This is a genomic window from Saccharopolyspora elongata, from assembly GCF_004348985.1.
Taxonomy (GTDB): Bacteria; Actinomycetota; Actinomycetes; order Mycobacteriales; family Pseudonocardiaceae; genus Saccharopolyspora; species Saccharopolyspora elongata.
Genome location: NZ_SMKW01000024.1, coordinates 79395 through 101633, shown reverse-complemented (window position 1 = coordinate 101633; position 22239 = coordinate 79395). Strand labels below are relative to the sequence as shown.

Here is a 22239-nt window from a genome sequence, read left to right as displayed (position 1 = left end):
AGCACCCCAAAACGCGCACGGCCGGAGTGACCAGCGGAAACCCCCGGTGCGGGGCATCAGTCCTCGCCGATCAGCTCGAACGCGGCGCACGTGCGGCCGCCGAAGCGGTCGGCGTGCTCGCGGGCCGCTCCCTCCAGGAAGCTCCGGGCGTGCTGCTCGGCGGGCTCGTCGCTGAGCGCCTCCAGGTAGGTGCGGTGCGCCGCCAGCGACGCCACCGCCCGGTCCATGGTGTCGGTGATGTCCACGGCGTGCGTCGGGTGCGGCGAGCCGGCCACCGCGACCCAGCGCACCCCCGACCACGGTTCGTAGCCGTGGTCGACGAGCTCCGGGAAGATCCAGCGGTTCCCGGCGTCCGCCACCGCGTCCAGCGCCGCCCGGCCCACCGCCCGGTGGTCGGCGCTGTTCCAGCTGCCCGGCCCCCAGCTGTCGTGGTGGTTGAGCGTGATCACCAGGCCCGGCCGGTGCTCGCGGATGGCGCGCGCCAGGTCCCGGCGAAGCGCCAGACCGTACTCGATCACGCCGTCGCGGTGGTCGAGGAACTCCACCGAACGCACGCCCACCTCGGCGGCGCCGACGAGCTGCTCGGCTTCGCGCAGCGGCGCCGCCTGCCCAGGAGGGACCCCGTCGATGCCCGCCTCGCCGCGCGTCACCAGCAGGTAGGAGACCTCCCGGCCGGTCGCGGTCCAGGCGGCCACCGCGCCCGAGCAGCCGTACTCGAGGTCGTCGGGGTGCGCGACGATGGCCAGCGCGCGCTGCCAGTCCTGGGGCATGGGCTTGAGTTCGCCGGTCATCTCGATGTCCTCCCAAAGTTCCGGTGGCCCTAGTTCATTCTGCTGTTGCGCCGATCCGGCGGCCACGCAATTTCCGGTATTTCGCGGGAAATGCGACCGCCCGCCACTATTCCGGGAAATTCGCGTTGTGGCACATCTACGCCAGGAGACCGTGCGGCGCTGGTGGGGGCAATACGTTCGAGGGCACCGTGATCCGGTTCGTTTCAGGAGGTCCGCAGATGAACCTGCCCCGAACGATAAGACCCGTCGTCGGTTTGCTCATCGCATTCCTGGTCGCACTCGTCGTCCCGGCCTCGGCCGGCGCGGCGGTCCCGGAGAACGTCCGGGTCGTCACCTACGACGCCAGCCAGGCGGCCGAATTCCGCGATGCGGTGGACGCCGGCGCGAAGGTCTGGAACGAGAACGTGCAGAACGTCCGGCTGGAGCCGGCCTCCGGCGGCGCCGCCGACGTGATGGTGCTCGCCGACAACGGCTGGCCGCGTGCCGAGGTGATCGGGCTCGGGCAGGGCCGGATCTGGATGGGGCGCCAGGCCGTGAACGAGGGCCACGACACCATCCGCATCGCGGCGCACGAGCTCGGGCACATCCTCGGCCTGCCGGACAACCGGACCGGGCTGTGCGAGGACCTGATGTCGGGCGCCAGCGCCGGGCCGGACTGCGACAACCCCAAGCCGAACCCGGACGAGATCGCCGAGGTCGAGCGGAACTTCGCCGGTGGCGTGCTGATCGCGCCGCAGGTGTTCCGCGAGGACGTGCTCGCCACCCGGTGAGTGCGCGGGTGGCGGCGGTCCGCGCCCCGATGCGCCGCCACCCTCTTCATTTCCGCTGGTCACCAGCCGTGAGTACTTTGTGCTGCTACAGCGGCACAAAGTGCTCACGGGTCGTGGCTCACCGGTTCGGAGCAACCGCCGCCGGGAACCGCTTCCGCCGTGCTGCCGTCAAAGTCCGAGAATCCCGCTTGAACGGTGCGGGAGAATACTAGGCTTGGTGATCATCTACTGGTCACTCCGCGGCAGCGGTGAGCAGCGAGGCGGGCGAGTTCATGCGCGACGAGCCAGGGCACGGCGACCGGCGGGCGGACACCGGGGAGCCGGTCGACGCGGTCGTCGGCGTACCCGAACCGGCGGTACCGGAGGCGGACCAGGCGCCGGAACCGGTTGAGCCGCTTGCGGAATCCGCCGAGCCGTTACCCGAGCCGGACCCGCTCGCGCAGCTGACCGAGGCGGTCGCGGCGCTCACCGAGCAGGTTCGTGAGCACCACGAGCGCGCCGCCGCCCGCGAGCGCGTCATCGACAAGCTGCACGCCGAGGTGGAGCGGCTGCGCGCCGGGGAGCAGAACCTCGTGCTGCGCCCGATCACCACGGACCTGCAGAACCTCCGCAAGGACCTGCTGCACCAGGCCCGCACGCTGCCCGCGGAGCTCGGCCGGCAGCAGGTCGCGGACCTCCTCGAATCCTTCGCGCTGAGCGCGGAACAGGCGCTGGAGCGCTGCGGCAGCGCGCCGATCCGACCCGAGGTCGGCGCCGCGTTCTCGGCGCGCGAGCACCGCGCCATCAAGGTCCTCCCGGCCGACGACCCCGGCCGGCACGAGCAGATCGCCTTCGTCGTCTCCGACGGATACCTGGACACCACGACCGATCGCGTGACCGTCCCCGCGCGGGTGCACGTGTACCGCTGGAGCGCCGAAACCGCGCCCGCCACCGAGAACGACCCGCGAGCAGAGGGGATGAGCGCAGATGTCTGACAGCGACCTGAAGGTGTTCGGCATCGACCTGGGCACCACCTACTCGGCCATCTCGTACGTCGACGAGACCGGCCGCCCAACCGTCTGCCGCAACACCGACAGCAGCGAGACCACGCCCTCGGTGGTGTTCTTCGAGAACGAGTCCAACGTGGTCGTCGGGTCGGTGGCCAAGAACTCCGCGATCATCGACCCGGACCGGGTGGTGTCGCTGATCAAGCGGCAGATGGGCAGCGATGCCGAGTTCGGGTTCCACGGCACCACCTACACGCCGGAATCGATCTCGGCGCTGATCCTCAAGCAGCTCGCCCAGGATGCGGCCGCGCACACCGGCGGCGAGGCGAGCCGCGCCGTGATCACCGTGCCCGCCTACTTCGGCATGCTGGAGCGCAGCGCGACCAAGAACGCCGGCCAGATCGCCGGGCTGGACGTGATCGGCATCGTTCCTGAGCCGGTGGCCGCGGCGCTGCACTACGAGGCGACCACCGACGCCGAGGACAAGACGATCCTGGTCTACGACCTCGGCGGCGGCACCTTCGACACCACGGTGATCCGGGTGTCGAAGGACGAGATCGTGGTGGTCTGCACCGACGGCGACGACCACCTCGGCGGCGCGGACTGGGACCTGCGGCTGCGCAACCATCTGCTGGCGAAGTTCCTGGAGCATGCGCCGGAAGGCACCGAGGTCGAGGATGACGAGGAGTTCCTGCAGTCGCTGGCGACCACCGCCGAGGACACCAAGAAGCAGCTCTCCAAGGCCGAATCCCGGGCGGTGGCGCTGCGCGGCGCCGGCGTCAGCGCGCGCGTCGAGGTGACCCGCGCGCAGTTCGAGGCCGAAACCCAGGACCTGCTGGACAAGACCGTCGACATCCTCAAGCGCACCCTGGCGACGCTGCAGGAGAAGCAGCCCGGCGCGCAGATCGACGACGTGCTGCTGGTCGGCGGGTCGACGAAGATGCCGGCGGTCGCCGAGCGGCTGCGCGCCGACTTCGGCTGGGAGCCGAAGCTGCACGACCCGGACCTGGCGGTGGCCAAGGGTGCCGCGCTGTACGCGCTGGGCCGCGTGGTGCACCGGGAGATGACCGACGCCGCCGAGCAGGGCGCCACCGGTGTCGCCGAAGCCGTGCAGAACGTGGCGCAGCAGACCGGGATTTCGGTCAAGGCGCTGGAGGACCTCGCCGCCAAGAAGACCCGCAACGTGCTGCCCAAGGCCTTCGGCGTGAAGCTGGTGGACACCAGCGACCCGGACTGGCAGCAGAAGCCGACGCAGCACTTCGTCAAGCACCTCGTGCACGCCAACGACTCGCTGCCCACCGCGGAGCGGGTCCTGGAGGCGGCCACCGTCGAAGCGGGCCAGACCGGGGTGATGATCGAGTTGTTCGAGCAGTCCGGCGTGGTCGCCGGGCCGGAACTCGCCGAGAACAAGCCGATCAACGAGGGCAAGGGCCTCATCGACGGGCTGCCGCCGCTGCCGGTCGGATCGCCGGTGAACATCCGGATGACCGTCGACGACGAGGGCCTGCTGGAGCTGACCGCCACCGAACCGTCCACCGGGAAGTCGCTGGACATCAAGGTCCGGGTGAGCGTCCGCAGCGACGAGGAGGTCGCCGAGGCCAAGCGGGTGGTCGCCGGGATCACGGTCTCCGGCTGAAGCGGCTCCCCCCGAACCTGCCCGCGTCTCGGCGCCGGTGGGGTCGTGAGTGGCAGTGGTCGCTCCAGCGACCATCGCCACTCACGACAGGAAGCGGCTCGATGCGAATCAGCGCGTTGATTTCCACTGGAATCACGAGGTCAGAGACGGGCTCCGATGCAACCCTTCGATCCCAAGGTCTACGAGCGCGAGGTGGTCCGGCCGCTGCGGGGGCGCAGCGGCCGATTACCCGACGACCTGCTGACCAGGTATGCGGTCGAGCGGGGCTTCTCGGACGCCGAGCTGGCCCAGCGGCTCGCCGAGGTCCGCTCGCACTGGAACAAGAGCGCCCAGTCCACCGCGAAATCCAGCTTCACCACCAGCGTCTACAAGGCCTTCCTGCGCGAGGACGAGGAGCTGCGGCGCGCCCCCGGCAACGAGATGTCCAGCATGTCCTGGTGGCGCAACCGCAACGACGCCCGGGCCGGGGCCAGCCAGGAGCAGATCGACGAACTCGTCGCGATGCTGAAGGCGAACTTCGGCGAACTCGGCCTGATCACGCCCGGCCAGCTGGAGGCGATGCGCGAGACGTTCGGCCAGCTGGCGCCCGCCGAGGTCGACCGGGCCCTGGCCAAGGCCGGGGTGCGGACCGCACCGCCGACGGAACTGCCGAAGACCAGCGGCCTGCCCGACACCCTCTTCCGCCGACTCAAGGCGCTGCTGGGCGACGCCGAGATCACCGGGATTCCCGAGCTCCTGCACGGAAAGCTCGACAGCTACAAGCTCCTGGCGGACTTCGAGAGCAGCCCGCCCAAACCCGCCGGACTCACCGCCAAAGCCGTCCAGCAGGCGATCGACCGGGAGAACCGGCGCTCCGGCAACCAGCCCGCCCGCGAAGCACTCGGTCTGCTCAACACCGCCGCGGGCAAGGAAGGCGCAGACCTCCGGCTGCTCGCGCTCTACCACCTGCTCGACGACGTGCGGCGGCTCCGCGAGAACGGCGCACCGGCCAGCGCGCTGCTGCGGGTGCTCGGCCGCAGCAGCCTGGACGCGGACGAAGCGCGGCTGGCGGTGGTCAGCGTGCTCAGCGAAACAGGCTCCGCCGCGCCGCCGGTCACCGGCCTGCAGAAGGTCACCGAACTCCTCGCCGCCGGAAACCTCATCGCCGCACAGCAAACCCTGGCCGCGATCACCGACACCGATGAGGCCACGGCCGCGAAAGCGGCCGTCGACCGGCACGCGCAGCAGGTGCGGGAACTCCGCGAAGCGGCGGACCGCGCGCTGCGCAGCGGAGCCGAAGCCGAAGCCAGGCGCCAGCTCGGCGAAGCCGTGCGGCTCGCCGCCGACGACGACGCGATAGCGGCGGAGCTGCGGCGCATCCCGCTGAGCCCGGTCGACGCCGTGACGGCGCAGCCGGAAGGCGTCGGGGTGCGGGTGTCGTGGCGGGCGAAGCCCGACCACGACGACGCCACCCGGTACCGGGTGGTGCGGCGAGCCGGGCGGACGCCCGGCGACGCCGACGACGGCGACGTGGTCGCCGAAGGCGCGGAGACGGTGGTGGTGGACGCCGCCGTGGCGGCGGGCGGGAGCGTCGGGTACGCGGTCTTCGCCGCCGGGGAAGGCGGCGCGTGGTCGCGGCCCGCCGGGGTGGTGGTCGACGTGCTGCCTCCCGTGCACAGGGTCCGGCTGGCCGTTCGCACCGGGGCGGTCGAGGGGAGTTGGGTCGTCCACCGGGACGTCGTCGGCGTCGACGTGCGGCGGCGCCGGGACGGGGAGGCCGACGACATCGTCGTCCCCACCAACGGCAGCACCGCTTTTCGCGACTCCACTGTGGACGTCGACGGTGACTACACCTACCTGCTGACCGCTCGCTACCGCCGCCCGGACGGCACCGAGGTCGTCGCCGAGACCGTGCCGGTGCGGCACACCGCCCGGGTCGCCGCGACGCTGCCGCCGGTCACCTCGCTCGACGCGCGGCGCTTCGGCCGCGAGCTGGTGCTGTCCTGGGTGTGGCCGGGCGGCGTCCGGATGGCCGAGGTGACCTGGGCGAACCCGGCGGCCGACGCGGAGGCCGGGCGGGTGCGGCTGACCCGGCAGCAGTACCAGGCCGGCGGCGGCTGCCGGATCGACGCCGGGCCCGGCGACGTGCGCGTGCAGGTGTCCGCGATCGCGTCCGCCGACAACGGCGAAAGCCGGTCCGACCCCGTCGCGCTGGTGCTGCCAGGTGCTCCGCCGCAGGTCAGCTACCGGATCGAACGGCAGAACCGGCTCTTCGGCGCGAGCACCGCGCGCATCGTGGTGACCGCCGACCAGCCCGTCCCGGACTGCACGGTGCTGGTGGTCCTCGCGCCCGGCCGCGTGATGCCGCTCAAACCCGACGACGGCCAGGTCGTGCACCGCGACGTCCACGACCTCGGCGAGCCGCTGGAGCTGACCGTCGAGCTGCCGCGCCGGAAGCCCTACTGGCTGCGGTGCTTCGTCAACGCCCCCGGCGTCCAGCTGATCGACCCGCCGATCTCCCAGCTGAAGGTGTCCTGATGTCCATCCCCGACGCGGCGCAACCGCCCCCCGGCCCCGCCGTCGCCCCCGGGCGAGGAGTTCCGCGATTTCAATGGAAATTGCGGAAGTTGTCCACAACCTCCGGCATGTCGGCCGGCCGACACACCGGAGGACCGCGATTTCAATGGAAATCGGATCTTCGATTTCCATTGAAATCGCGGCGGAACGCGGAAGGCTGCTGATGGCCAAGGTCGCTTGTCCCTACTGCTACCACCGGTTCCCCGCGGGCAACCTGCGGTTCCAGTGCACCGGCCGGCCCGCGCCCGGCCGCGAGAAGTGCCGCAAGGCCGTCGACGCCGAGCGGCAGCGGCTCACCGGCTACGCGCCCGCGTCCTGGCCGACCTTCGCGCCCCCGTCGTCGCGGTTCGGGCGCACGCCGCGCAAGGCGCCGTGCCCGGACTGCGGCACGGTCAGCGGCATCCGCGCCTGCCCGGTGTGCCACACGCCGCTGCCCGCCAACTTCGCCGAGGGCCGCAGCCCGCTGATCGGGGTGGTGGGCGGCAAGGACGCCGGGAAGACCGTCTACACCACGGTGCTGGTGCACGAGCTGCGGAACAACATCCGCCGCCGCTTCGGCGCCGACATCTCCTTCGCCGGCGAGCAGGCCGGGGTCGGCACCGCGCAGTGGCTGGCGGACTACGAGCACGCCCTGTTCGACGACCGGTCGCTGTTCGAGTCGACCGCCGGCTCAGCGGATGGCATCCGCGTCCCGCTGGTCATGCAGTGGCGGCAGCCGCGCGTCCAGTTCGGCCGCGAGGTGCACAACACCACGACGCTGTCGTTCTACGACGCCGCCGGCGAGGACATGACGACCCAGGAGTTCGTCAACAGCCAGGCGTACCTGACCGCCGCGGACGGGCTGATCGTGCTGCTCGACCCGTTCCAGCTGCCGGGCGCGGCGGACCGGATCGCGGTGCCCGACGCCAGCCGCCAGGGGACCGAGCCGCCGATCAACGTGCTCACCCGGGTCACCGAGATGCTGCGCACCAGCGTCGGGCTCAGCGACCGCAAGAAGGTCGAGACCCCGATCGCCGTGGTGTTCTCCAAGATCGACGCGTTCTTCGGGATGCTCGGCGCGAACCACCCGCTGCTCCGCCCGCCGGCCACCGGACCGCAGTACGACGAGGCGGGCGGGCAGGACACCGACGAGCACCTGCGGGCGCTGCTGGCCGACCTCGGTGCCGACGACATCGACGGGCACCTGCGCGCGCATTACCAGACGTTCCGCTATTTCGCGGTTTCCTCGCTCGGCGCGGAACCGGACTATGGCCGCAAGCAGATCGACCCGGCCGGGGTGCGGCCGTTCCGCGTGGACGAACCACTGCTGTGGCTGCTCAGCCACTTCCGGATCATCGAACGGAGTCGAGGATGAGCGGGCGCGAGTTCCAGTCGCTGTACTACACCGACTGCCGGCCGGGACAGGGCCTGCGCGGCGGCGCGGGATTCCAGTTCCAGGCCGTCTCGCCGGGCACCACGGACGAGATGATGACCGCGGTGCAGCGCTCGGCGCTCTACGAGGCCCCGGTGGGCTGGATGCGCGAGAAGCGCGAGGTCTCGCAGTACCCGCCGTCGCTGGTGCACGTGCACGACAGCGTCTATGCGACGGCCCGCGGGATCTACCTGGGCGCCGAGACCGGCGGGGTGCGGGAGGGCAACCAGTTCACCCACGCGCTGGCCACCACCGATTCGCAGCTGTACGGGCCGATCCGGCCCGCGCAGCTGTGGGCCGCGCCGTGGTGGGTCGAGCAGCCCGCGGAGAGCACCGAATGCGCGGCGGTGTCGGCCGAACCCGAGGCGGGGCCGCTGGGCGTCGAGGCGTTGCGGGACTGGGTGCTGAGCCGGCAGGACGGCGAATCCTGGCTGCTCGCAGTGCATTCCGCGATGGACCGGCTGCACGGCGAGGACGCGTCGCGGGTGGTGTTCGTCAGCGAGGACGCCGAGACCGCGGTGCGCTGGATCGCGGCCGGAACGCTCCTGCTGCCCCAGGAACGGGCGCTGCGGGTGGGTTTCCGGGTGTTCGCCACCAACCCGCAGTACAGCCGCCACGAGGTGCTGGCGGTGCACCCGGACTGGGCCGGGTCGCTGGCCGATCCGGACCGCAACTCCGACTACGTGGTGTTCAACCTGGTCACCGGGGAACGCCGGAAGGACGAGCCGACCGCCGCCGCCCGCCACTGGGTGCCGCGCTTCCTCGGCGCCGACCCCTACGACGTGGTCGACGCCATCGAGCTGTCGCACCAGTTCGCCCGCAACTGCGACGACCGGCGGCCGGGCACGGCGGACCGGCTGGCCGCCGGGGTGCTGATGCTCGAGGAGGCCGTGTCCGGGCAGGATTCCGCGATGGCGCTGGCGGATTGGCTGGTGTCCCCGCCACCGGTGTCCACATCGGACGTCGTCGAACCGGTGCTGGACGCGGTGCTGGCCTCGTCGCCCGCGCTGCCGGTGCTGGCGAAGCTGGCCGAGGCGAACGCGGCGCAGGCCGGCCGGGTGCGGATCGCGTTGCTGCGCGGCGAGATCGACGAGATCGTGCGCGGCACCCCGGCCGATTCCCGGGCTCCGCTGTCGCCGCGGCCGTGGAGCCCGGACGAGGTGGAGGAGGCCTGCATCCTGGTCGAGGCGGCCGCCGGCGCCGTCGCCCCGGAGCGGATGGACCTGCTGCTGCGGACCGCGACCAGGTTCGGCGTGCGGCCTCGGGTGGGCCGGTTCGCCGAGGCGGCCGGGCGGTTCGTCGAGTGGTGGGCGGAACACCCGCACGCCGGCGTCGACCCGGCGCGCTGGACGTGCGGTCCGGAGATGATCGACCTGCTGCGCGACGTGCTGGCCCGCCGCCTAGCGGGCCCCGGCGCCGCCGAGGTCGCCGAGGCGATCGACGCCCGCTGGTGGCGGCTGCTGGCGCCGACGATCAGCGATCCGTTCATGCCGCTGGACGCGGCGGTCGCCGCCGCCGCGGTGGCCTCCGGCGGCTCGGTGCGGCAGGAGACCACCGCCCGGTTCCGCGAGCAGCTGCGCGCGCCGGACCGGCCGGGCACCGGCGAAGCGGTGTGGGAGGCGCTGTACCGGAACTCCGCGCCCACCATGGCCGAGCTCAAGGACTTCCTCACCGCACTGCCGTCGACGGCAGTCTCGGATTCCCTGGCGCAGCGGGCGTTCACGGTGCTGGAGAAGCCCAAGGTGTCCGGTCGTTACCTGGACGTCCTGCGGATGCTGGGACATCACCTCGGCGACCGGGAAGACCTGCGCAAGCTGTGGGAGGACGACGGCCGGCTGCGGTCCTGGCTGAGCAATTTCGCCCGCAAGGGCGCCGAAGCCGATGCCGCGACGCTGAAGGACATCTCGGAGTCGGTGTTCACCGCCCGCGCGGACCAGATCATCGCGGTGCTGCTCGACATGGACCTGCCGGCCGCGCTCGACCTGACCGTGCGGGGCGGCGACCAGCTCCAGCAGATGCTGGTGCACGCGCTGCCCGCGGTGTGGAACGACGAGCAGGCCGCGCAGTCGCGGCGCGACCACGCGGTCGTGCTCGCGTTCCTGACCGGCTGGGAGGACGCCGCCTCGGAGCAGGTGCGGACGGCGTTCGACAAGGCCCTGGAGCGCTGGGCGGGCCAGCACAAGCCGACCGACTACCGGCGGGTCAGCAAGGTGCTGCGCGGCGTGGCGGCCGAGTCCGCCGCGGGCTGGCACGAGTGGCTGAAGGAGTTCTCGCAGCAGAAGCCCAAACCGGCCCGCACCCGCGAGTTCGCGCGCCGGTTGTTCGGCAGACGGGAGAAGTAATGCCCTACGTGATCGGGGCCCTCCTGGTGCTGTGCCTGGGCTTGTGGCTGGCCACGGTGGTCATCGGGATCGTGGCCTGGCTGTTCCCGCTGTTCGTGCTGTTCGGCAGCTCGTGGGCGTTCGTCTCGACGTGCCTGGTGCTGGCGGGGCGCGGCGCGGCGCAGCCGCAGCTGGTGACGCCGAACGACGTGGTCAACGGCACCGCCGGGCTGCGCAAGCCCAAGGGGCCGTTCCCGCACGACTGGGCCTGGCCGGGCTACCTCGCCGCGCAGTGGCGCCGCGACCTGGTCGCGGCCTGGCAGAACGGCCTCGCCTTCATCGTGCGCGGCTGGCAGTGGGGCCTCAACTACGGCACCGGCAGCAAGCTCCGGTTCGTGAGCATCGGCCTGACCGCCCTGATCTGGTCGGGTGTCACGCTGGGCGCGCTGCTCGGCGCGGCGGAAGTGCTGGTGATCGGGGCTGTCGTGCTCGGCATCGGATGGCTCGGCCGGGGTGCGCTGGTCGGACTGCTGCGCGGCTACGACCTCGTCGTGCGGCGGCTGCGGAAGGCCAGCGGCAGCTGCCCGGTCTGCTACCACGTGATGGCCGTTCCCGCCTACCGCTGCGACGGCTGCCAGGTGGTGCACCGCGACATCCGGCCCGGCGCGCTGGGCGCGGCGTCGCGCACCTGCGGGTGCGGCGCGAAGCTGCCGACGACCGTGCTGCGGGCGTCCAAGCGGCTGGAGGCGCTGTGCCAGCGCTGCGACCGTCTGCTGCGGGCCGGTTCGGGCGCGGTCACCGACATCCGGGTGCCGGTCTTCGGCCCGGTATCGGCGGGCAAGACGCGGCTCGTGCACGCGGGCCTGGTCACCCTGCGGGACCGCGCCGCTGCCGAAGGCGCCGTGCTCGACTTCGTCGACGGCGCCAGCAAGCAGGCCTTCGAACACGGCGAACAGCTGATCACCACCGGCGGCGACACCGCGAAGACGCCGGCCGGGCAGCTGCCCGCGGCGATCACGGTGCGGTTCACCCGCGGCGGCTCGGCGAAGGCCCGTGACCAGGCGCTGGTGCACCTCTTCGACGCGGCAGGCGAGTTCTACCTCGACCGGGACGACAACAGCGAGCTGGAGTTCCTCGACCACGCCGGAGGACTGGTGCTGGTGGTCGACCCGTTCGCCATCGGCTGGGTGCGCGACCAGCTCGGCGGCGCGCTGGAATCCCGCCTGGCGCAAGCACATCCGGCCAGCGGCGACCCCGAGCAGGTCTACCAGGTGACGGCCCGGCGGTTGCGCGACTACGGGGTGCAGACCGAGCGCCGGGCCCTGGCGGTCACGGTGGTCAAGGCGGACCTGCTGACCGACCTGCCGTGGGCCGCGGACCTGTGCGCCGGGGCGGTGCGGGAGTGGCTGAACACCGCGGGCCTGGACAACCTGGTGCTGGCCGCGGAGCGGGACTTCGCCGAGGTGCGCTACTTCGTGGTGTCCTCGGTGACCGGGATCAGGCCGGGGCACCGGCTCACCCCGGCGGCGCCGTTCCGCTGGCTGATGGGCCGCGGCGGCTTCGCCCTCGGACGCGACGAGAAGCCGACCACGGAGGCCGTATGACCATCCGACCCCCGGCGAACTACCGGGTGTACCGCTGGCTGCTGATCGCGGTCTTCGCGATCGCGATGCTGCTCACGATCCTCGGCTCTGCGGTCAGCTGCACCGACTTCACGACGGCGGTGTTCGGCGGTGCCTGACGAGTTGGTGCTCGGCATCGACCTGGGCACCACCTACTCCGCCGTCGCGTCCATCGTGGACGGTGAGGTCGAGGTGGTGCGCAACCGGCTCGGCGAGCTCACCACGCCGTCGGTGGTGCACTTCGCGTCCGCCGACACGGCCGTGGTCGGGGCGGCGGCGCGGGAGAGCCTCGACCCGGAGAACACCGTCGAGCTGATCAAGCGCCGGATGGGCACCGAGTTCGAGCTGCTGTTCCACGGCGCGCGGCACACGCCGGAATCGGTGTCGGCGCTGATCCTGCGCAGCCTCGTCGACGACGCCGTCGCGCGCTTCGGTCCACATGGGACGGTCCGCGCGGTGATCACGGTTCCGGCCTACTTCGGTATCCGGGAGCGCGAAGCCACCTTGCAGGCGGCGCGGCTGGCCGGCATCGAGGTGCTGGAGGTGCTGAGCGAACCGGTCGCGGCCGCGCTGCACTACTCCGCCCAGGCGGAGCCCGGCGCCGCGCTCGTCTACGACCTCGGCGGCGGCACCTTCGACACGACCGTGCTGCGGGTCGCCGACGACGGTGTGCACGTGGTGGCCACCGACGGCGACAGCAGGCTCGGCGGTGCCGACTGGAACGAGCGCATCGCCGAGCACCTGGCGGCGGCGTTCGCCCGCGAACACCCGGACGCGGACCCGGACGACGAGGAGTTCCGGCAACAGCTCCAGGACGTCACCGAGCACCTCAAACGCCAGCTCAGCACGGTCACCAGCCGCCAGGTGAAGCTGCGCTGCGGCGACGACTCGGGGAGCTTCGAGATCGACCGGGCGACGTTGGAGGACCTCGGCGCGGACCTGGTGGAGCGCACCCTGCGGATCGTCGACCGGGTGCTCGCCGATGCGGCGGCGAAGGGCGTGTCGAGGATCGACGAGGTGTTGCTGGTCGGCGGCGCCACGAAGGCACCGATGATTCGTGCCGCGCTGCAAGCACATCTCGGCCGGGCGCCGAAGATCGTCGATCCCGACCTGGCCGTCGTGTCGGGGGCCGCGGTGCGCGCGCACCGGCTCGCCACGGCGCAGGCCGGCACGTCGGCGGCAGTGGTGCCGCGCAGCTTCGGCGTGCTGGTCGAGGACAGCCACGACGAAGGCCTGCGGAGCTTCGTCGACCACCTCGTGCAGCGCAACGATCCGCTGCCCGCCACCGCGACGGCCCGGTTCGCCACCATCGTGAACCGGCAGCGGTCGGTCCGCATCCAGGTGTTCGAGCAGGCAGGCGACGTACCGTCGGCGGAGGTCGAGCACAACCGCCGGGTGCTGGACGGCGAGTTCGCCGGGCTGCCGCCGCTGCCCGCCGGATCGGTGATCGAGCTGACGTTGCGCGTCAGCGCGGACGGCCTGCTCGCGGTGACCGCTCGGGAGCCGCTCAGCGGCGCGGCGCTGGAGCTGGAGGCCTATGTGGACGGTGTCGTGGACGGCGCGGCGACCGAGCGGCTGGCCGAGACCATCGCCGGGCTGACCGTGCGGTGCTGAGTTCGGGGGAGCGATGAGTTCGTGGATTCGCCGGGACTTCGGCGGGATCGGGTTGACGCAGGCGCCGCCCGGCGAGTTCCTGCCCAGGCTGCAGGAGCGGTACGGCGGGCACGTCCTGCTGTGCATCGACGTGAGTGCGTCGATGCATGGGCAACGGCTGGAGCAGGCCATCGCCGGCGGCGAGCGGTTCCTCGCCGAAGCCGACGGCGCGCACTACAAGAGCGGGCTGGTGCTCTGGTCCGATGTCGTGCAGCAGTACGTGCCGCCGGAAGCCCGGCTGGACGACGTGGTTTCCGCGCTCCGGAAGGCGAAGACGTGGGGCGGCACCGTGCTTTCGTCCGCGCTGCAGCTCGGCATCGAGGTGCTGCCGGAGTACCCGGGCGACCGCGTGCTCTGCATCTTCAGCGACGGGGCGCTCGGGGACCACGCGAAGGCCCGTGAGCTGGCGCGGAAGGCCTGCGCGATGGGCATCCGCATCGTCGTGCGCGGCCTCGGGCCGGCCGCCGCGGATTCGCTCGCGGACCTGGCCTGCCCCGGTGTTCCGGACGCCGACCAGCAGATCGACGACGCCGCGGGCGTCGCGGCGGGTATCGCCTCGATGGCCACCGGCCTGTCGGCTCGTCGCGGCCGTTGAGCGTGTGCAAGGCGATCGCTGCGGTAAAGTCGTGTCAGCCGCGACAAAAGCGAGGAGGTGAGCCCGATGACGACGACCCGTTCCATCCGGGCGCTCCTGGCTGCGGCGGCGGTCTGACCGACATCCAGGAGAGCTCGTTCCACGAAACGTGCACTGGATGAAGGAAGAGATGACTGTTCAGCCCTTTCGCATTTCCGTTCCCGACGACGTCCTCGACGACCTGCGCATCCGCCTGTCGCGCACCCGCTTCACGACCGCGTCGGACAGCGCTAGGTGGGCCGGCGGGACGGATCCCGACTACCTCCGCGAGCTCGTCGCCTACTGGGCGGGCGGGTTCGACTGGCGCGCCGCCGAAGCGGCGCTCAACGCCTACCCGCACTACCTCGCCGAGGTCGCGGGCCGGAAGGTGCACTTCGTGCACCTGCGCGGCAAGCGAGCGGACGGCGCGCCCGCACCGCTGCCGCTGGTCCTGACCCACGGCTGGCCCAGCAGCTTCGTGGAGATGCTGCGGGTCGCCGGGCCGCTGACCGATCCCGCCGCGCACGGCGGCGATCCGGCCGATGCCTTCGACGTGATCATCCCCTCGCTGCCGGGTTTCCTGTTCTCCGAGCTGCCGGCGGGGCCGTTCACCCGCCGCGGCGTCGCCGAGATCTGGCACGAGCTGATGACCGGCACCCTGGGTTACCAGCGGTTCGGCGCCTTCGGCGGCGACATCGGCGGCGGAGTCACCCAGTGGCTCGGCGCGCTCTACCCGGGTGAGGTGGCGGGAGTCCACGTGACCACTGCGGTGATCGCCACCGACTTCGGCGAGCGGCCGCCGACGGCCGAGGAGCAGGCCTACCTCGACGAGGTGGCCGTCTACGACGAGTCGGACGGCGGGTACAGCGAGATCATGCTGACCCGGCCGGACACGGTCGCGGCGGCGCTGGTGGACTCGCCGGCCGGTCTCGTCGCGTGGATCGCCGACAAGTACCGCGACTGGAGCGACTGCGGCGGTGACCTGGAGCGGCGCTGGGACAAGGATGCGCTGCTGACCGTCGCGACCCTGTACTGGGCCACCGGCACCATCGGCTCGTCGTTCCGGCAGTACTACGACTACCACCGCAACGCGCCGGTCCCGCCGATCGAGGTGCCCGGGGCGGTGACGCTGAGCCGGGAGCCGATCTTCGCGAACTTCCCGAAGAGCCTCGCGGAGCGCATCTACCGCGACCTGCGCCACTGGAGCAGGCCGGGGCGCGGCGGGCACTTCATGCCGCACGAGGAACCGGCGCAGGTGGCGGAGGAGTTGCGCGTCTTCTTCCGTCCACTGAGGACGCAGGGCTGACCCGCGGTGGTCCCGCGGCCGCCGGTCGCGGGACCACCGGATGCCTGCCGGCCATGGTTCGAATTGCCGGAATTGAATTCCCGTGCACCAAAGGCCCGACTCACCCATCCCGGCCGGTGGGATCGCAGATTGTGAATAACGTGATCTGCTACACCGTTGGTGTATGTCTGGTCACGTTGTGATAACGATGGGGCAGGTGGGGAGGATACTCGTGTTGGCGGATGCTGCGCACAACCATCGAGGCGAAACAAGACGACGGTCGTTCGCGGCTCTTTGGTGCACCGGATGTCTGGAGGTCGGCGATGGTCGCGGCGCTGAAAGCGCACGCAGCGTGGTTGGTCAACGCACTGGGGGTGAACCGGAACCCGTTGCGAAGGCCCATCGATCGGCTCGCGGCGGGCATCTCGGTGCTGCTGCTCATGGTCGCCCTGATCGCGATCCCCGCGTCGGGCCTGTTCGGCGCGTCCCTGCACGCCGACCTCACGCAGCGTGCGACGACGGCGGCGGAGACCACGCGGCCGGTGGACGCGGTGCTGACCACCCGCCCCGCGCTCAGCGTCCCGGTATCCGAGGCCTACAGCCAGGACGCCCTGAACTCGACCGCGGTCGTCGAGTGGCGCGCCGGGCTGGCCCGGACGCAGAGCGCGACGGTCCAGGTCCCGGCCGACAGCTCGCCGGGCGACACCGTGACCGTGTGGGTCGACCAGGCGGGCAACCGGGTACCGGCCCCGGCCGGCGGAGGAGCGATCACGGCGTCGGCGATCTTCGCGGCACTGCTGATGCTGCTGGTGACCGAGCTGGCCTGCATCGCCCTGATCACGGGGACCCAGCACCTGGCCCGCCGCATGTGCATGCGCGCCTGGGAACGCGAATGGGCGTTCCTCCAGCACGGCGGAACCTGGTCCCAGCGCTGAGGGTTTGACCTGTTTCCAGGCTCGTTCTGCGCGTCGGATGTTCTGAGTGAACGGCCTGTTCGCCTCGGTAGACGAGGTGAACAGGCCGTTCACTCGTTCCGCTCGGCGGCACCCACGGGCTCGTGGCTGCCGGGGTGTCAGTTCGGTCTGGGGGCTACCGCTGCGCGGTAGGGGGCGAGCATCCTGGCCAGCCAGGCCTCGCCGATCGGGGTGTCCAGGTCGATCTGCAGTTCCGGTTCTTCGCCGTCCAGGCCGTCCGCTCCGCAGCGGTCGCCGAACAGCACCAGGGCCGGATTCCCGGTGTCCCGCTTGGACGGCCAGATCAGCCCGTCCGCCCACTCCGCCTGCGCCCGGATCCACGCCGCCCAGTCGCGGGTCCGCTCGTAGGAGTCCTTGCCCTCGGCGTCGACCAGCCAGGAATCCTGCGCGACCGCGGCCAGATCGGGTCCGGTCAGCAGGCTGACCAGGGTCAGCTCGCGGGCGGTGCGGACGGCGCTGAGCCGTCGCTCGGCGATCTGCGCCCGGCGGATCAGCCGCTGCCCGTTGCCGCCGAAGCCCAGGTTGCGCAGCAGCACTTCCGCCAGCGCCGTCGTCACCTGCAATCCGGCGTAGTAGCTGGGGAACGGGTCCGACGGTGTGCCGTCGAACCGGCCGCCCGGCGCGTTGCCGGCCTGGGCGGGCTTGAACTCGGCCGCGTGCCGCCTGCGGTCGTGCAGCCGGAACAGCGTGGTGTCGGCGGGCAGCACGTACCGGGTCGGGGCGGCCTCGAACTCCAGCGGTGGGGTGGCCATCGGCACGGTCACACCTCCGCCGAGTCTTCGCGGGCGGCGTCGATCAACGCCTGGTCGGTGACCTGGCCGATCAGCTCGGCAGGCACCCCGCCCAACCAGTCGTTGATCCCGAGCCACCAGTCCGCGGCTCCCCATGGATCGTCGGCGGCGCGCAGGTACCGGTTCACGGTGCGCACCAGCTCGCGCGGCGCCCCCGCGGCGTCGAACTGGAACGCGGGCCACCGGGCGGGGCCGTCGGCGCCCGGCAGCCGGATCAGGTCCGGGTCGGCCGGGTCGCCGCCGCCCGCCGAAACCTGGTGCGCGTCCAGCGAATCCGCCGCACGCAGCCGGTTCAGGTCGGCGCGCGGCGCGGAATCAGCCAGCCGGTCGCTCAGGTCCGTGCTCAGCCGCTGCCAGTCCACCTCCGGCCGGCGGAACCGCGACACGGGTTCGGCCAGCGCCCGGCGCACCGGGTGCGTCACCGGCAGCACGTCCCCGAGCAGCGAGGCGATGTCCTCGGCGATCAGCGCGGAATTCTCCGAATCCGCCGCGTCCTGCAGCTCGGCGACCAGCGCGACCAGCCTGGTGAACGTCTCGGGGTCGAGCCGGTCGGCGACGTCGTCCCACTCGGTCGCCAGCGCGTCCAACATCCGCTGCTGACTCAACGTCGACCTCCTCTCCGGTGCGAGTCCGGTGTCCGCGGTTCAGTCAACACCAAGATCCGACGAGACGGGCCGGGATCGGGGAAGCCCGATCGATCGCCGGGCGCTTGCGATACCGGGGCGCGCACCATGAAGACGTCCACGGCGTCCTCGGTCTCGACCGAAAACCCGTGCCGCTCGTACAGTTTCCGGGCCGGGCTGCCCTGCAGCACGTTCAACCGCACCAAGACGTCCTCCCGGTCGCACCGCTCCAACAGGCTGCCCAGCACGGCAGATCCGATGCCCCTGCCCTGCAGGCCCGGGGCCAGGTAGAAGTGCTCCAGCCAGTAGGCGCTTTCGGCCGGGCGCAGCGCCACGCAGCCGGCGAAGGCGCCACCCACCTCGATCACCCAGGTGTGCGCCGGCTCGAACCCATCCCGCAGCCGCTGCCGCACGCGCTGCTCGTCGTACCGGCCGAGCCGCTGGAGATCCGCTCGGAGCACCACGGCCCGAAGCTCTGCCACCGCCTCGACGTCCGCCGCCGAAGAGTCCCGAAGCTCCCAGTCCGCCATGACCGCGAGGCTATAGAGGCTGTTCCGGACGCCGGGTAGGGATGGGGTCGGGCGGCCTGCTGTCTCCGACGTGCCGTGGGTGGCGATTTCGCGCGAAATCGCCACCCACTGGTAGGCGCGGGGGCGCCGGTTTCGCGCGAAAAGGGCGCGTGGGCCAGGTTCCCCGACACCCTGGCTCCGGGATTGGGAGTTCCACCGGGCGCGGTCTAGCCGTTGGCCGGGCAGAGCACCGGTTTCCCGACCTCGCCCGAACCGCTGAGCTGCACCATGAGCTTCTGGGCGTTCGCCCCGGCCATCGCGCTGACCCCGACGGCCGTGCAGACCAGCTGCGTCGATGCGAGAGCGGACAACATGCTCGGCGGCACGGGGACCTGCACGGTCACGATCCCGTCGTCCGGGGCGCCGGCCGACACCTGCTCGGTCGTGAGGAACGGCAGTTCCGTGCGGAATCCGGCCGCGCCTTCGGCGGGGGTGGGCCCGGCGGCGAGCAGGCGGAGCGCGTCGGTCACGGTGCCGAGCCGGCCGGTCTCCCGGATCGTCGGCCTGACCTGGCCGGGCTCGCCGGTCACGAAGTACAGCACCGGCCCTCGCGCGATGCCGTCCGGCCCTTTCCCGGCGAGCACCACGTCCGTCGGCCGCACGCCGCAACCGGCGAGCACCAGCAGCACGGCCGCCAAGGCGATGCGTTTCACGAGTCCTCCAGGGGCAACCGCAGCGTGAACTTCGCGCCACCGCCGGGCTGGTTGCCCGCCTCGATGGTGCCGCCGTGCAACGCCGCGTTCTTCATCGCGATCGACAGCCCGAGCCCGCTGCCCTCCGACCGGGTGCGCGCCGCGTCGGCCTTGTAGAACCGCGCGAACACGTGCGGCAGCACGGATTCTGGCAGTCCAGGGCCGTTGTCGGTGACCTCGACGACGACCTGCCCGTCGGCGCTGCGCAGGCGCACCCGCACGGGCGGCTCGCCGTGCCGGAGCGCGTTGCCCACCAGGTTCGCCACGATCACGTCCACTCGCCGGCCGTCGACCTCGGCGACGATCCCCGGCGGCAGATCCGCCTCCACCCGGTCGCCCCACTGGCGGGTGCGCAGCGTCCCGCTGATCAGCTCCCCGAGGTCGGTTTCCTGCCGGTCGAGCCGCGCGGCGCCGGAATCGAACCGGGAGATCTCGATCAGGTCGTCCACCAGTCGCGCGAGCTTTTTCGTCTCCGAGCTGATCAACCGGGCGGCGGTGCCGGCGTCGCCGGGAAGCCGCGAGCCTTCCTCGTCGAGCACCTCGTTGACCGCCGTCATCGCGGCCAGCGGGGTGCGCAGCTCGTGCGACACGTCGGCGACGAACCTCCGGGAGTCGGCCTCCATCCGCCGCAGCTCGCCGACCGAAGCCTCCAGGCTGGCCGCGCTGTCGTTGAAAGTCCGCGCCAGCTCGGCGAGTTCGTCCGAGCCGCGAGCGGGCAGCCGCGTCGTCAGGTCGCCGCGGGCGAGGCTGCGGGCGCCATCGCGCAGCCGGCGCACCGGCCGGAGCACCGCGCTGGCGGCGAGCCAGGCGACGATCACCGCGAGCGGCACCGCGACGGCGCCGGTCAGCCAGCCGTTCGTCGCGAACTCCTGGATCTGCCGCTGCTGTTCGTAGAGCGGGAGCCAGCCGTACACCTCCAGCCCGGACGGGTGGCGCTGGAAGTGCTCGTCGGTGGTCAGCACCGGCATGCCGACGACGAGCATGACGGTGCTCTGGTTCTCAACCCGCTGGAACACGACCTGCGTGCCGTTGCGCACCGTCGCGCGCAGGCCTTCCGAGATCTCAGCTGCGGGATAGGTGGCGTCCTTCGCGGTCAGGCCGCCGAAGACGACGACGGTGTGCCTACCGAGCCGGCCGTGGAGCTCGTCGAGGGCGGCCTGGTCGAGGGGCAGCCGGAGGTCCGGGGCCAGCCGGTCGACGTCGTCGCGCAGCTGCTGCATGAAGTGGTCCTGCGTCGTGGCGAGCACGGTGCGGCGGGCCGAGACGTAGTTCGCCCCGGTCGCCGCGACCGTCGCCAGCAGCGCGACGAACGTGACGATCAGGACCATCCGCGGTCGGATTCCCCGCGCCCTGCCGAGCAATCGCCCGATCACAGGGGGCCGAACCGGTAGCCGAAACCGCGCACGGTCCGGATGTAAACGGGCGAGCCCGGCACGTCCTCGATCTTCATGCGCACCCGCTGCACGCAGGCGTCGACCAGCCGCGAATCGCCCAGGAACTCGTGCTCCCACACCAGGTTCAGCAGCTGCTGGCGGCTGAGCACGTGGCCGGGCACCTTCGACAGCTCCAGCAGCAGCCGCAGCTCGGTCGGCGTCAACGGGACCGGCTCGCCCGCCTTCGACACCTCCAGCGCGGCCCGGTCGATCACGAGGTCGCCGTGCCGTTCCCGATCCTGGTCCGCGCCACCGCCGTTGCGGCGCAGCACCGCCTTGATCCGCGCGTCCAGCACCCGAGCCTGCACCGGTTTCACCACGTAGTCGTCGGCGCCCGCCTCCAGGCCGCTGACCACGTCGATGTCATCGCCGCGAGCGGTGAGCATGATGATCGGCAGGTTGCCAGCGGCCCGGATCCGGCGGCACACCTCGAAACCGTCGATCCCGGGCAGCATCACGTCCAGCACCACGATGTCCGCGGCACCCAGCAACCGCAGGCCACCTTCCCCGTCCGGCGCCGGCTCCACCACGTGTCCGTGCCGGCGAAGGCCCAGGCACAGCCCCGCCCGGACGGCCGGGTCGTCCTCTATCAGCAGCACATTCGGCACCGGCCGATTATGGATCTCCACCGCGGCACCCGTGTGGTTCTGTAGCGAAACCATGACATCACCAAGGTCTGACGCCGACATCGCGTCGCGACGCTGGAGTCATGTTGGAAGCGAAGACCAGGCCGCTGCGGGCACAGCGCCCCCGGCGGCGGAACAACTGGCCGGTCGTCGCAGCGCTGGTCGTGGTGGCGGCCCTGGCCATCGCGTTCGGCATCGGCCAGGCCTCCGGGGATACCGACTCCAGCACGGTGGTCTTCGACCGCGTCGAGCAGGAAATGCTGCACTCCGACCACGCCGACCGGCAGTTCCGGTCGGCGTCGCTGGTGAAGCTGCTCATCGGGCTCGACCTGGTCGAGCGCGGGATCGTCACGCCGAAGCGACCGAGCCCGCGGGTGACCCGGATGCTCTCGCACAGCGACGACGGCATCGCCAGCGAACTGTGGTCCTCCGGTGGCGGGCCGCAGATCGTCACCCGCGTCGCGGCCGACCTCGGCCTGTCGGACACCGAACCTCCGGACACGCCGGGCCGCTGGGGCGACACGCTGATCACCGCGAACGACATGGTCAAGGTGTACCAGCACGTTCTGGAGCTACCGGAGGAGAAGCGCGCCCTGCTGCTCGATCCGCTGCGCGATGCCGCGCGCACCGCCGCCGACGGCACCGACCAGCACTTCGGCATCCCCAGCGCGCTGCCCGGCGAGGAGTGGGGCGTCAAGCAGGCGTGGGCGGCCGGGCGCGGCGGCGTGGACGTGCACACCAGCGGGCTGGTCGGCAGCGGTGACCGGTACATCGTCGTGGTGCTCACGCACCATCCGGAGGGCTATTCGCTGGCGAAGGCGGAAAGCCGCGTGACGGCCGAGGTCGCGGAACTGTCCGCGCTGCTGGGCTAGGTCGTGTTCTAAGCG

The 22239-nt window shown here is 71.7% G+C and carries 20 protein-coding genes; 13 read left to right on the top strand and 7 right to left on the bottom strand.

Annotated elements, in window-relative coordinates; translation table 11 throughout:
• Positions 1–56 precede the first annotated feature (56 nt).
• On the bottom strand, positions 57–791 hold the full coding sequence (locus E1288_RS19375) for a PIG-L deacetylase family protein (protein ID WP_132487041.1): 735 nt from the start codon (positions 789–791) through the stop codon (positions 57–59).
• Between the two features lie 218 nt (positions 792–1009).
• Between E1288_RS19375 and E1288_RS19370 the strand changes: the two genes are divergently transcribed.
• The 12 genes from E1288_RS19370 to E1288_RS19320 all read left to right on the top strand — a co-directional run bounded on the left by E1288_RS19370 (position 1010) and on the right by E1288_RS19320 (position 16579).
• Positions 1010–1561: a snapalysin family zinc-dependent metalloprotease gene (locus E1288_RS19370; RefSeq protein WP_132487039.1), complete on the top strand. Its 552-nt coding sequence runs from the start codon at positions 1010–1012 to the stop codon at positions 1559–1561.
• Positions 1562–1809: 248 nt separating this feature from the next.
• Complete coding sequence (grpE, locus tag E1288_RS19365; protein ID WP_235883664.1) at positions 1810–2535, top strand: nucleotide exchange factor GrpE; 726 nt, start codon at positions 1810–1812, stop codon at positions 2533–2535.
• Positions 2528–4183 (top strand): Hsp70 family protein, encoded by a 1656-nt coding sequence (locus E1288_RS19360; protein WP_132487037.1) that lies wholly within the window; start codon positions 2528–2530, stop codon positions 4181–4183. The genes grpE and E1288_RS19360 overlap by 8 nt, the downstream gene beginning before the upstream one ends.
• 156 nt (positions 4184–4339) lie before the next feature.
• Complete coding sequence (locus tag E1288_RS19355; RefSeq protein ID WP_132487035.1) at positions 4340–6700, top strand: hypothetical protein; 2361 nt, start codon at positions 4340–4342, stop codon at positions 6698–6700.
• Between the two features lie 202 nt (positions 6701–6902).
• Entirely contained in the window at positions 6903–8093 is a 1191-nt protein-coding gene (locus tag E1288_RS19350; protein ID WP_132487033.1) for a zinc ribbon domain-containing protein, read from the top strand.
• Positions 8090–10492 carry a GTPase-associated protein 1-related protein gene (locus E1288_RS19345; protein ID WP_132487031.1) on the top strand — a complete coding sequence of 801 codons (2403 nt, stop codon included), beginning with the start codon at positions 8090–8092 and terminating at the stop codon, positions 10490–10492. Before E1288_RS19350 ends, E1288_RS19345 begins: the two co-directional genes overlap by 4 nt.
• A complete protein-coding gene (locus E1288_RS19340) occupies positions 10492–12075 on the top strand; it encodes a TRAFAC clade GTPase domain-containing protein (protein ID WP_132487029.1) in 1584 nt (527 codons plus the stop codon). Before E1288_RS19345 ends, E1288_RS19340 begins: the two co-directional genes overlap by 1 nt.
• Positions 12072–12212: a hypothetical protein gene (locus E1288_RS47035; RefSeq protein ID WP_165968182.1), complete on the top strand. Its 141-nt coding sequence runs from the start codon at positions 12072–12074 to the stop codon at positions 12210–12212. Before E1288_RS19340 ends, E1288_RS47035 begins: the two co-directional genes overlap by 4 nt.
• A complete protein-coding gene (locus E1288_RS19335) occupies positions 12205–13707 on the top strand; it encodes an Hsp70 family protein (RefSeq protein ID WP_132487027.1) in 1503 nt (500 codons plus the stop codon). The genes E1288_RS47035 and E1288_RS19335 overlap by 8 nt, the downstream gene beginning before the upstream one ends.
• A gap of 13 nt (positions 13708–13720) precedes the next feature.
• A complete protein-coding gene (locus tag E1288_RS19330; protein WP_132487025.1) occupies positions 13721–14341 on the top strand; it encodes a vWA domain-containing protein in 621 nt (206 codons plus the stop codon).
• 169 nt (positions 14342–14510) lie between these two features.
• Positions 14511–15665, top strand: a complete 1155-nt coding sequence (locus E1288_RS19325) for an epoxide hydrolase family protein (protein WP_132487023.1) — start codon at positions 14511–14513, stop codon at positions 15663–15665.
• Positions 15666–15967: 302 nt separating this feature from the next.
• Positions 15968–16579: an Rv1733c family protein gene (locus tag E1288_RS19320; RefSeq protein WP_132487021.1), complete on the top strand. Its 612-nt coding sequence runs from the start codon at positions 15968–15970 to the stop codon at positions 16577–16579.
• A gap of 137 nt (positions 16580–16716) precedes the next feature.
• Here E1288_RS19320 and E1288_RS19315 read toward each other — a convergent pair whose 3' ends face one another.
• The 6 genes from E1288_RS19315 to E1288_RS19290 all read right to left on the bottom strand — a co-directional run bounded on the left by E1288_RS19315 (position 16717) and on the right by E1288_RS19290 (position 21325).
• Positions 16717–17370 (bottom strand): RES family NAD+ phosphorylase, encoded by a 654-nt coding sequence (locus E1288_RS19315; protein WP_235883663.1) that lies wholly within the window; start codon positions 17368–17370, stop codon positions 16717–16719.
• Between the two features lie 8 nt (positions 17371–17378).
• On the bottom strand, positions 17379–18014 hold the full coding sequence (locus E1288_RS19310; RefSeq protein WP_132487017.1) for a hypothetical protein: 636 nt from the start codon (positions 18012–18014) through the stop codon (positions 17379–17381).
• Positions 18011–18562, bottom strand: coding sequence for a GNAT family N-acetyltransferase (locus E1288_RS19305; protein WP_132487015.1), 552 nt, complete (start codon positions 18560–18562; stop codon positions 18011–18013). Before E1288_RS19305 ends, E1288_RS19310 begins: the two co-directional genes overlap by 4 nt.
• 206 nt (positions 18563–18768) lie before the next feature.
• The gene (locus tag E1288_RS19300) at positions 18769–19254 is read right to left on the bottom strand and encodes a hypothetical protein (RefSeq protein ID WP_132487013.1); all 486 of its coding nucleotides are present in this window, start codon (positions 19252–19254) and stop codon (positions 18769–18771) included.
• Positions 19251–20621 (bottom strand): ATP-binding protein, encoded by a 1371-nt coding sequence (locus E1288_RS19295; RefSeq protein ID WP_132487011.1) that lies wholly within the window; start codon positions 20619–20621, stop codon positions 19251–19253. Before E1288_RS19295 ends, E1288_RS19300 begins: the two co-directional genes overlap by 4 nt.
• A 41-nt stretch (positions 20622–20662) precedes the next feature.
• On the bottom strand, positions 20663–21325 hold the full coding sequence (locus E1288_RS19290; RefSeq protein ID WP_408013600.1) for a response regulator: 663 nt from the start codon (positions 21323–21325) through the stop codon (positions 20663–20665).
• A gap of 110 nt (positions 21326–21435) precedes the next feature.
• Here E1288_RS19290 and E1288_RS19285 point away from each other — a divergent pair, with 110 nt between their 5' ends.
• Positions 21436–22224, top strand: a complete 789-nt coding sequence (locus E1288_RS19285) for a serine hydrolase (RefSeq protein ID WP_132487007.1) — start codon at positions 21436–21438, stop codon at positions 22222–22224.
• Positions 22225–22239 lie beyond the last annotated feature (15 nt).

Coding starts and splice junctions, on each gene's coding strand:
- E1288_RS19345 (WP_132487031.1), top strand. CDS start 8,090: ATGAGCGGGCGCGAGTTCCAGTCGCTGTACTACACCGACTGCCGGCCG.
- E1288_RS19360 (WP_132487037.1), top strand. CDS start 2,528: ATGTCTGACAGCGACCTGAAGGTGTTCGGCATCGACCTGGGCACCACC.
- E1288_RS19320 (WP_132487021.1), top strand. CDS start 15,968: ATGGTCGCGGCGCTGAAAGCGCACGCAGCGTGGTTGGTCAACGCACTG.
- E1288_RS19375 (WP_132487041.1), bottom strand. CDS start 791: ATGACCGGCGAACTCAAGCCCATGCCCCAGGACTGGCAGCGCGCGCTG.
- E1288_RS19355 (WP_132487035.1), top strand. CDS start 4,340: ATGCAACCCTTCGATCCCAAGGTCTACGAGCGCGAGGTGGTCCGGCCG.
- E1288_RS19325 (WP_132487023.1), top strand. CDS start 14,511: ATGACTGTTCAGCCCTTTCGCATTTCCGTTCCCGACGACGTCCTCGAC.
- E1288_RS19330 (WP_132487025.1), top strand. CDS start 13,721: ATGAGTTCGTGGATTCGCCGGGACTTCGGCGGGATCGGGTTGACGCAG.
- E1288_RS19350 (WP_132487033.1), top strand. CDS start 6,903: ATGGCCAAGGTCGCTTGTCCCTACTGCTACCACCGGTTCCCCGCGGGC.
- E1288_RS19340 (WP_132487029.1), top strand. CDS start 10,492: ATGCCCTACGTGATCGGGGCCCTCCTGGTGCTGTGCCTGGGCTTGTGG.
- E1288_RS19295 (WP_132487011.1), bottom strand. CDS start 20,621: ATGGTCCTGATCGTCACGTTCGTCGCGCTGCTGGCGACGGTCGCGGCG.
- E1288_RS19285 (WP_132487007.1), top strand. CDS start 21,436: ATGTTGGAAGCGAAGACCAGGCCGCTGCGGGCACAGCGCCCCCGGCGG.
- E1288_RS19305 (WP_132487015.1), bottom strand. CDS start 18,562: ATGGCGGACTGGGAGCTTCGGGACTCTTCGGCGGCGGACGTCGAGGCG.
- E1288_RS19315 (WP_235883663.1), bottom strand. CDS start 17,370: ATGGCCACCCCACCGCTGGAGTTCGAGGCCGCCCCGACCCGGTACGTG.
- E1288_RS19370 (WP_132487039.1), top strand. CDS start 1,010: ATGAACCTGCCCCGAACGATAAGACCCGTCGTCGGTTTGCTCATCGCA.
- E1288_RS47035 (WP_165968182.1), top strand. CDS start 12,072: ATGACCATCCGACCCCCGGCGAACTACCGGGTGTACCGCTGGCTGCTG.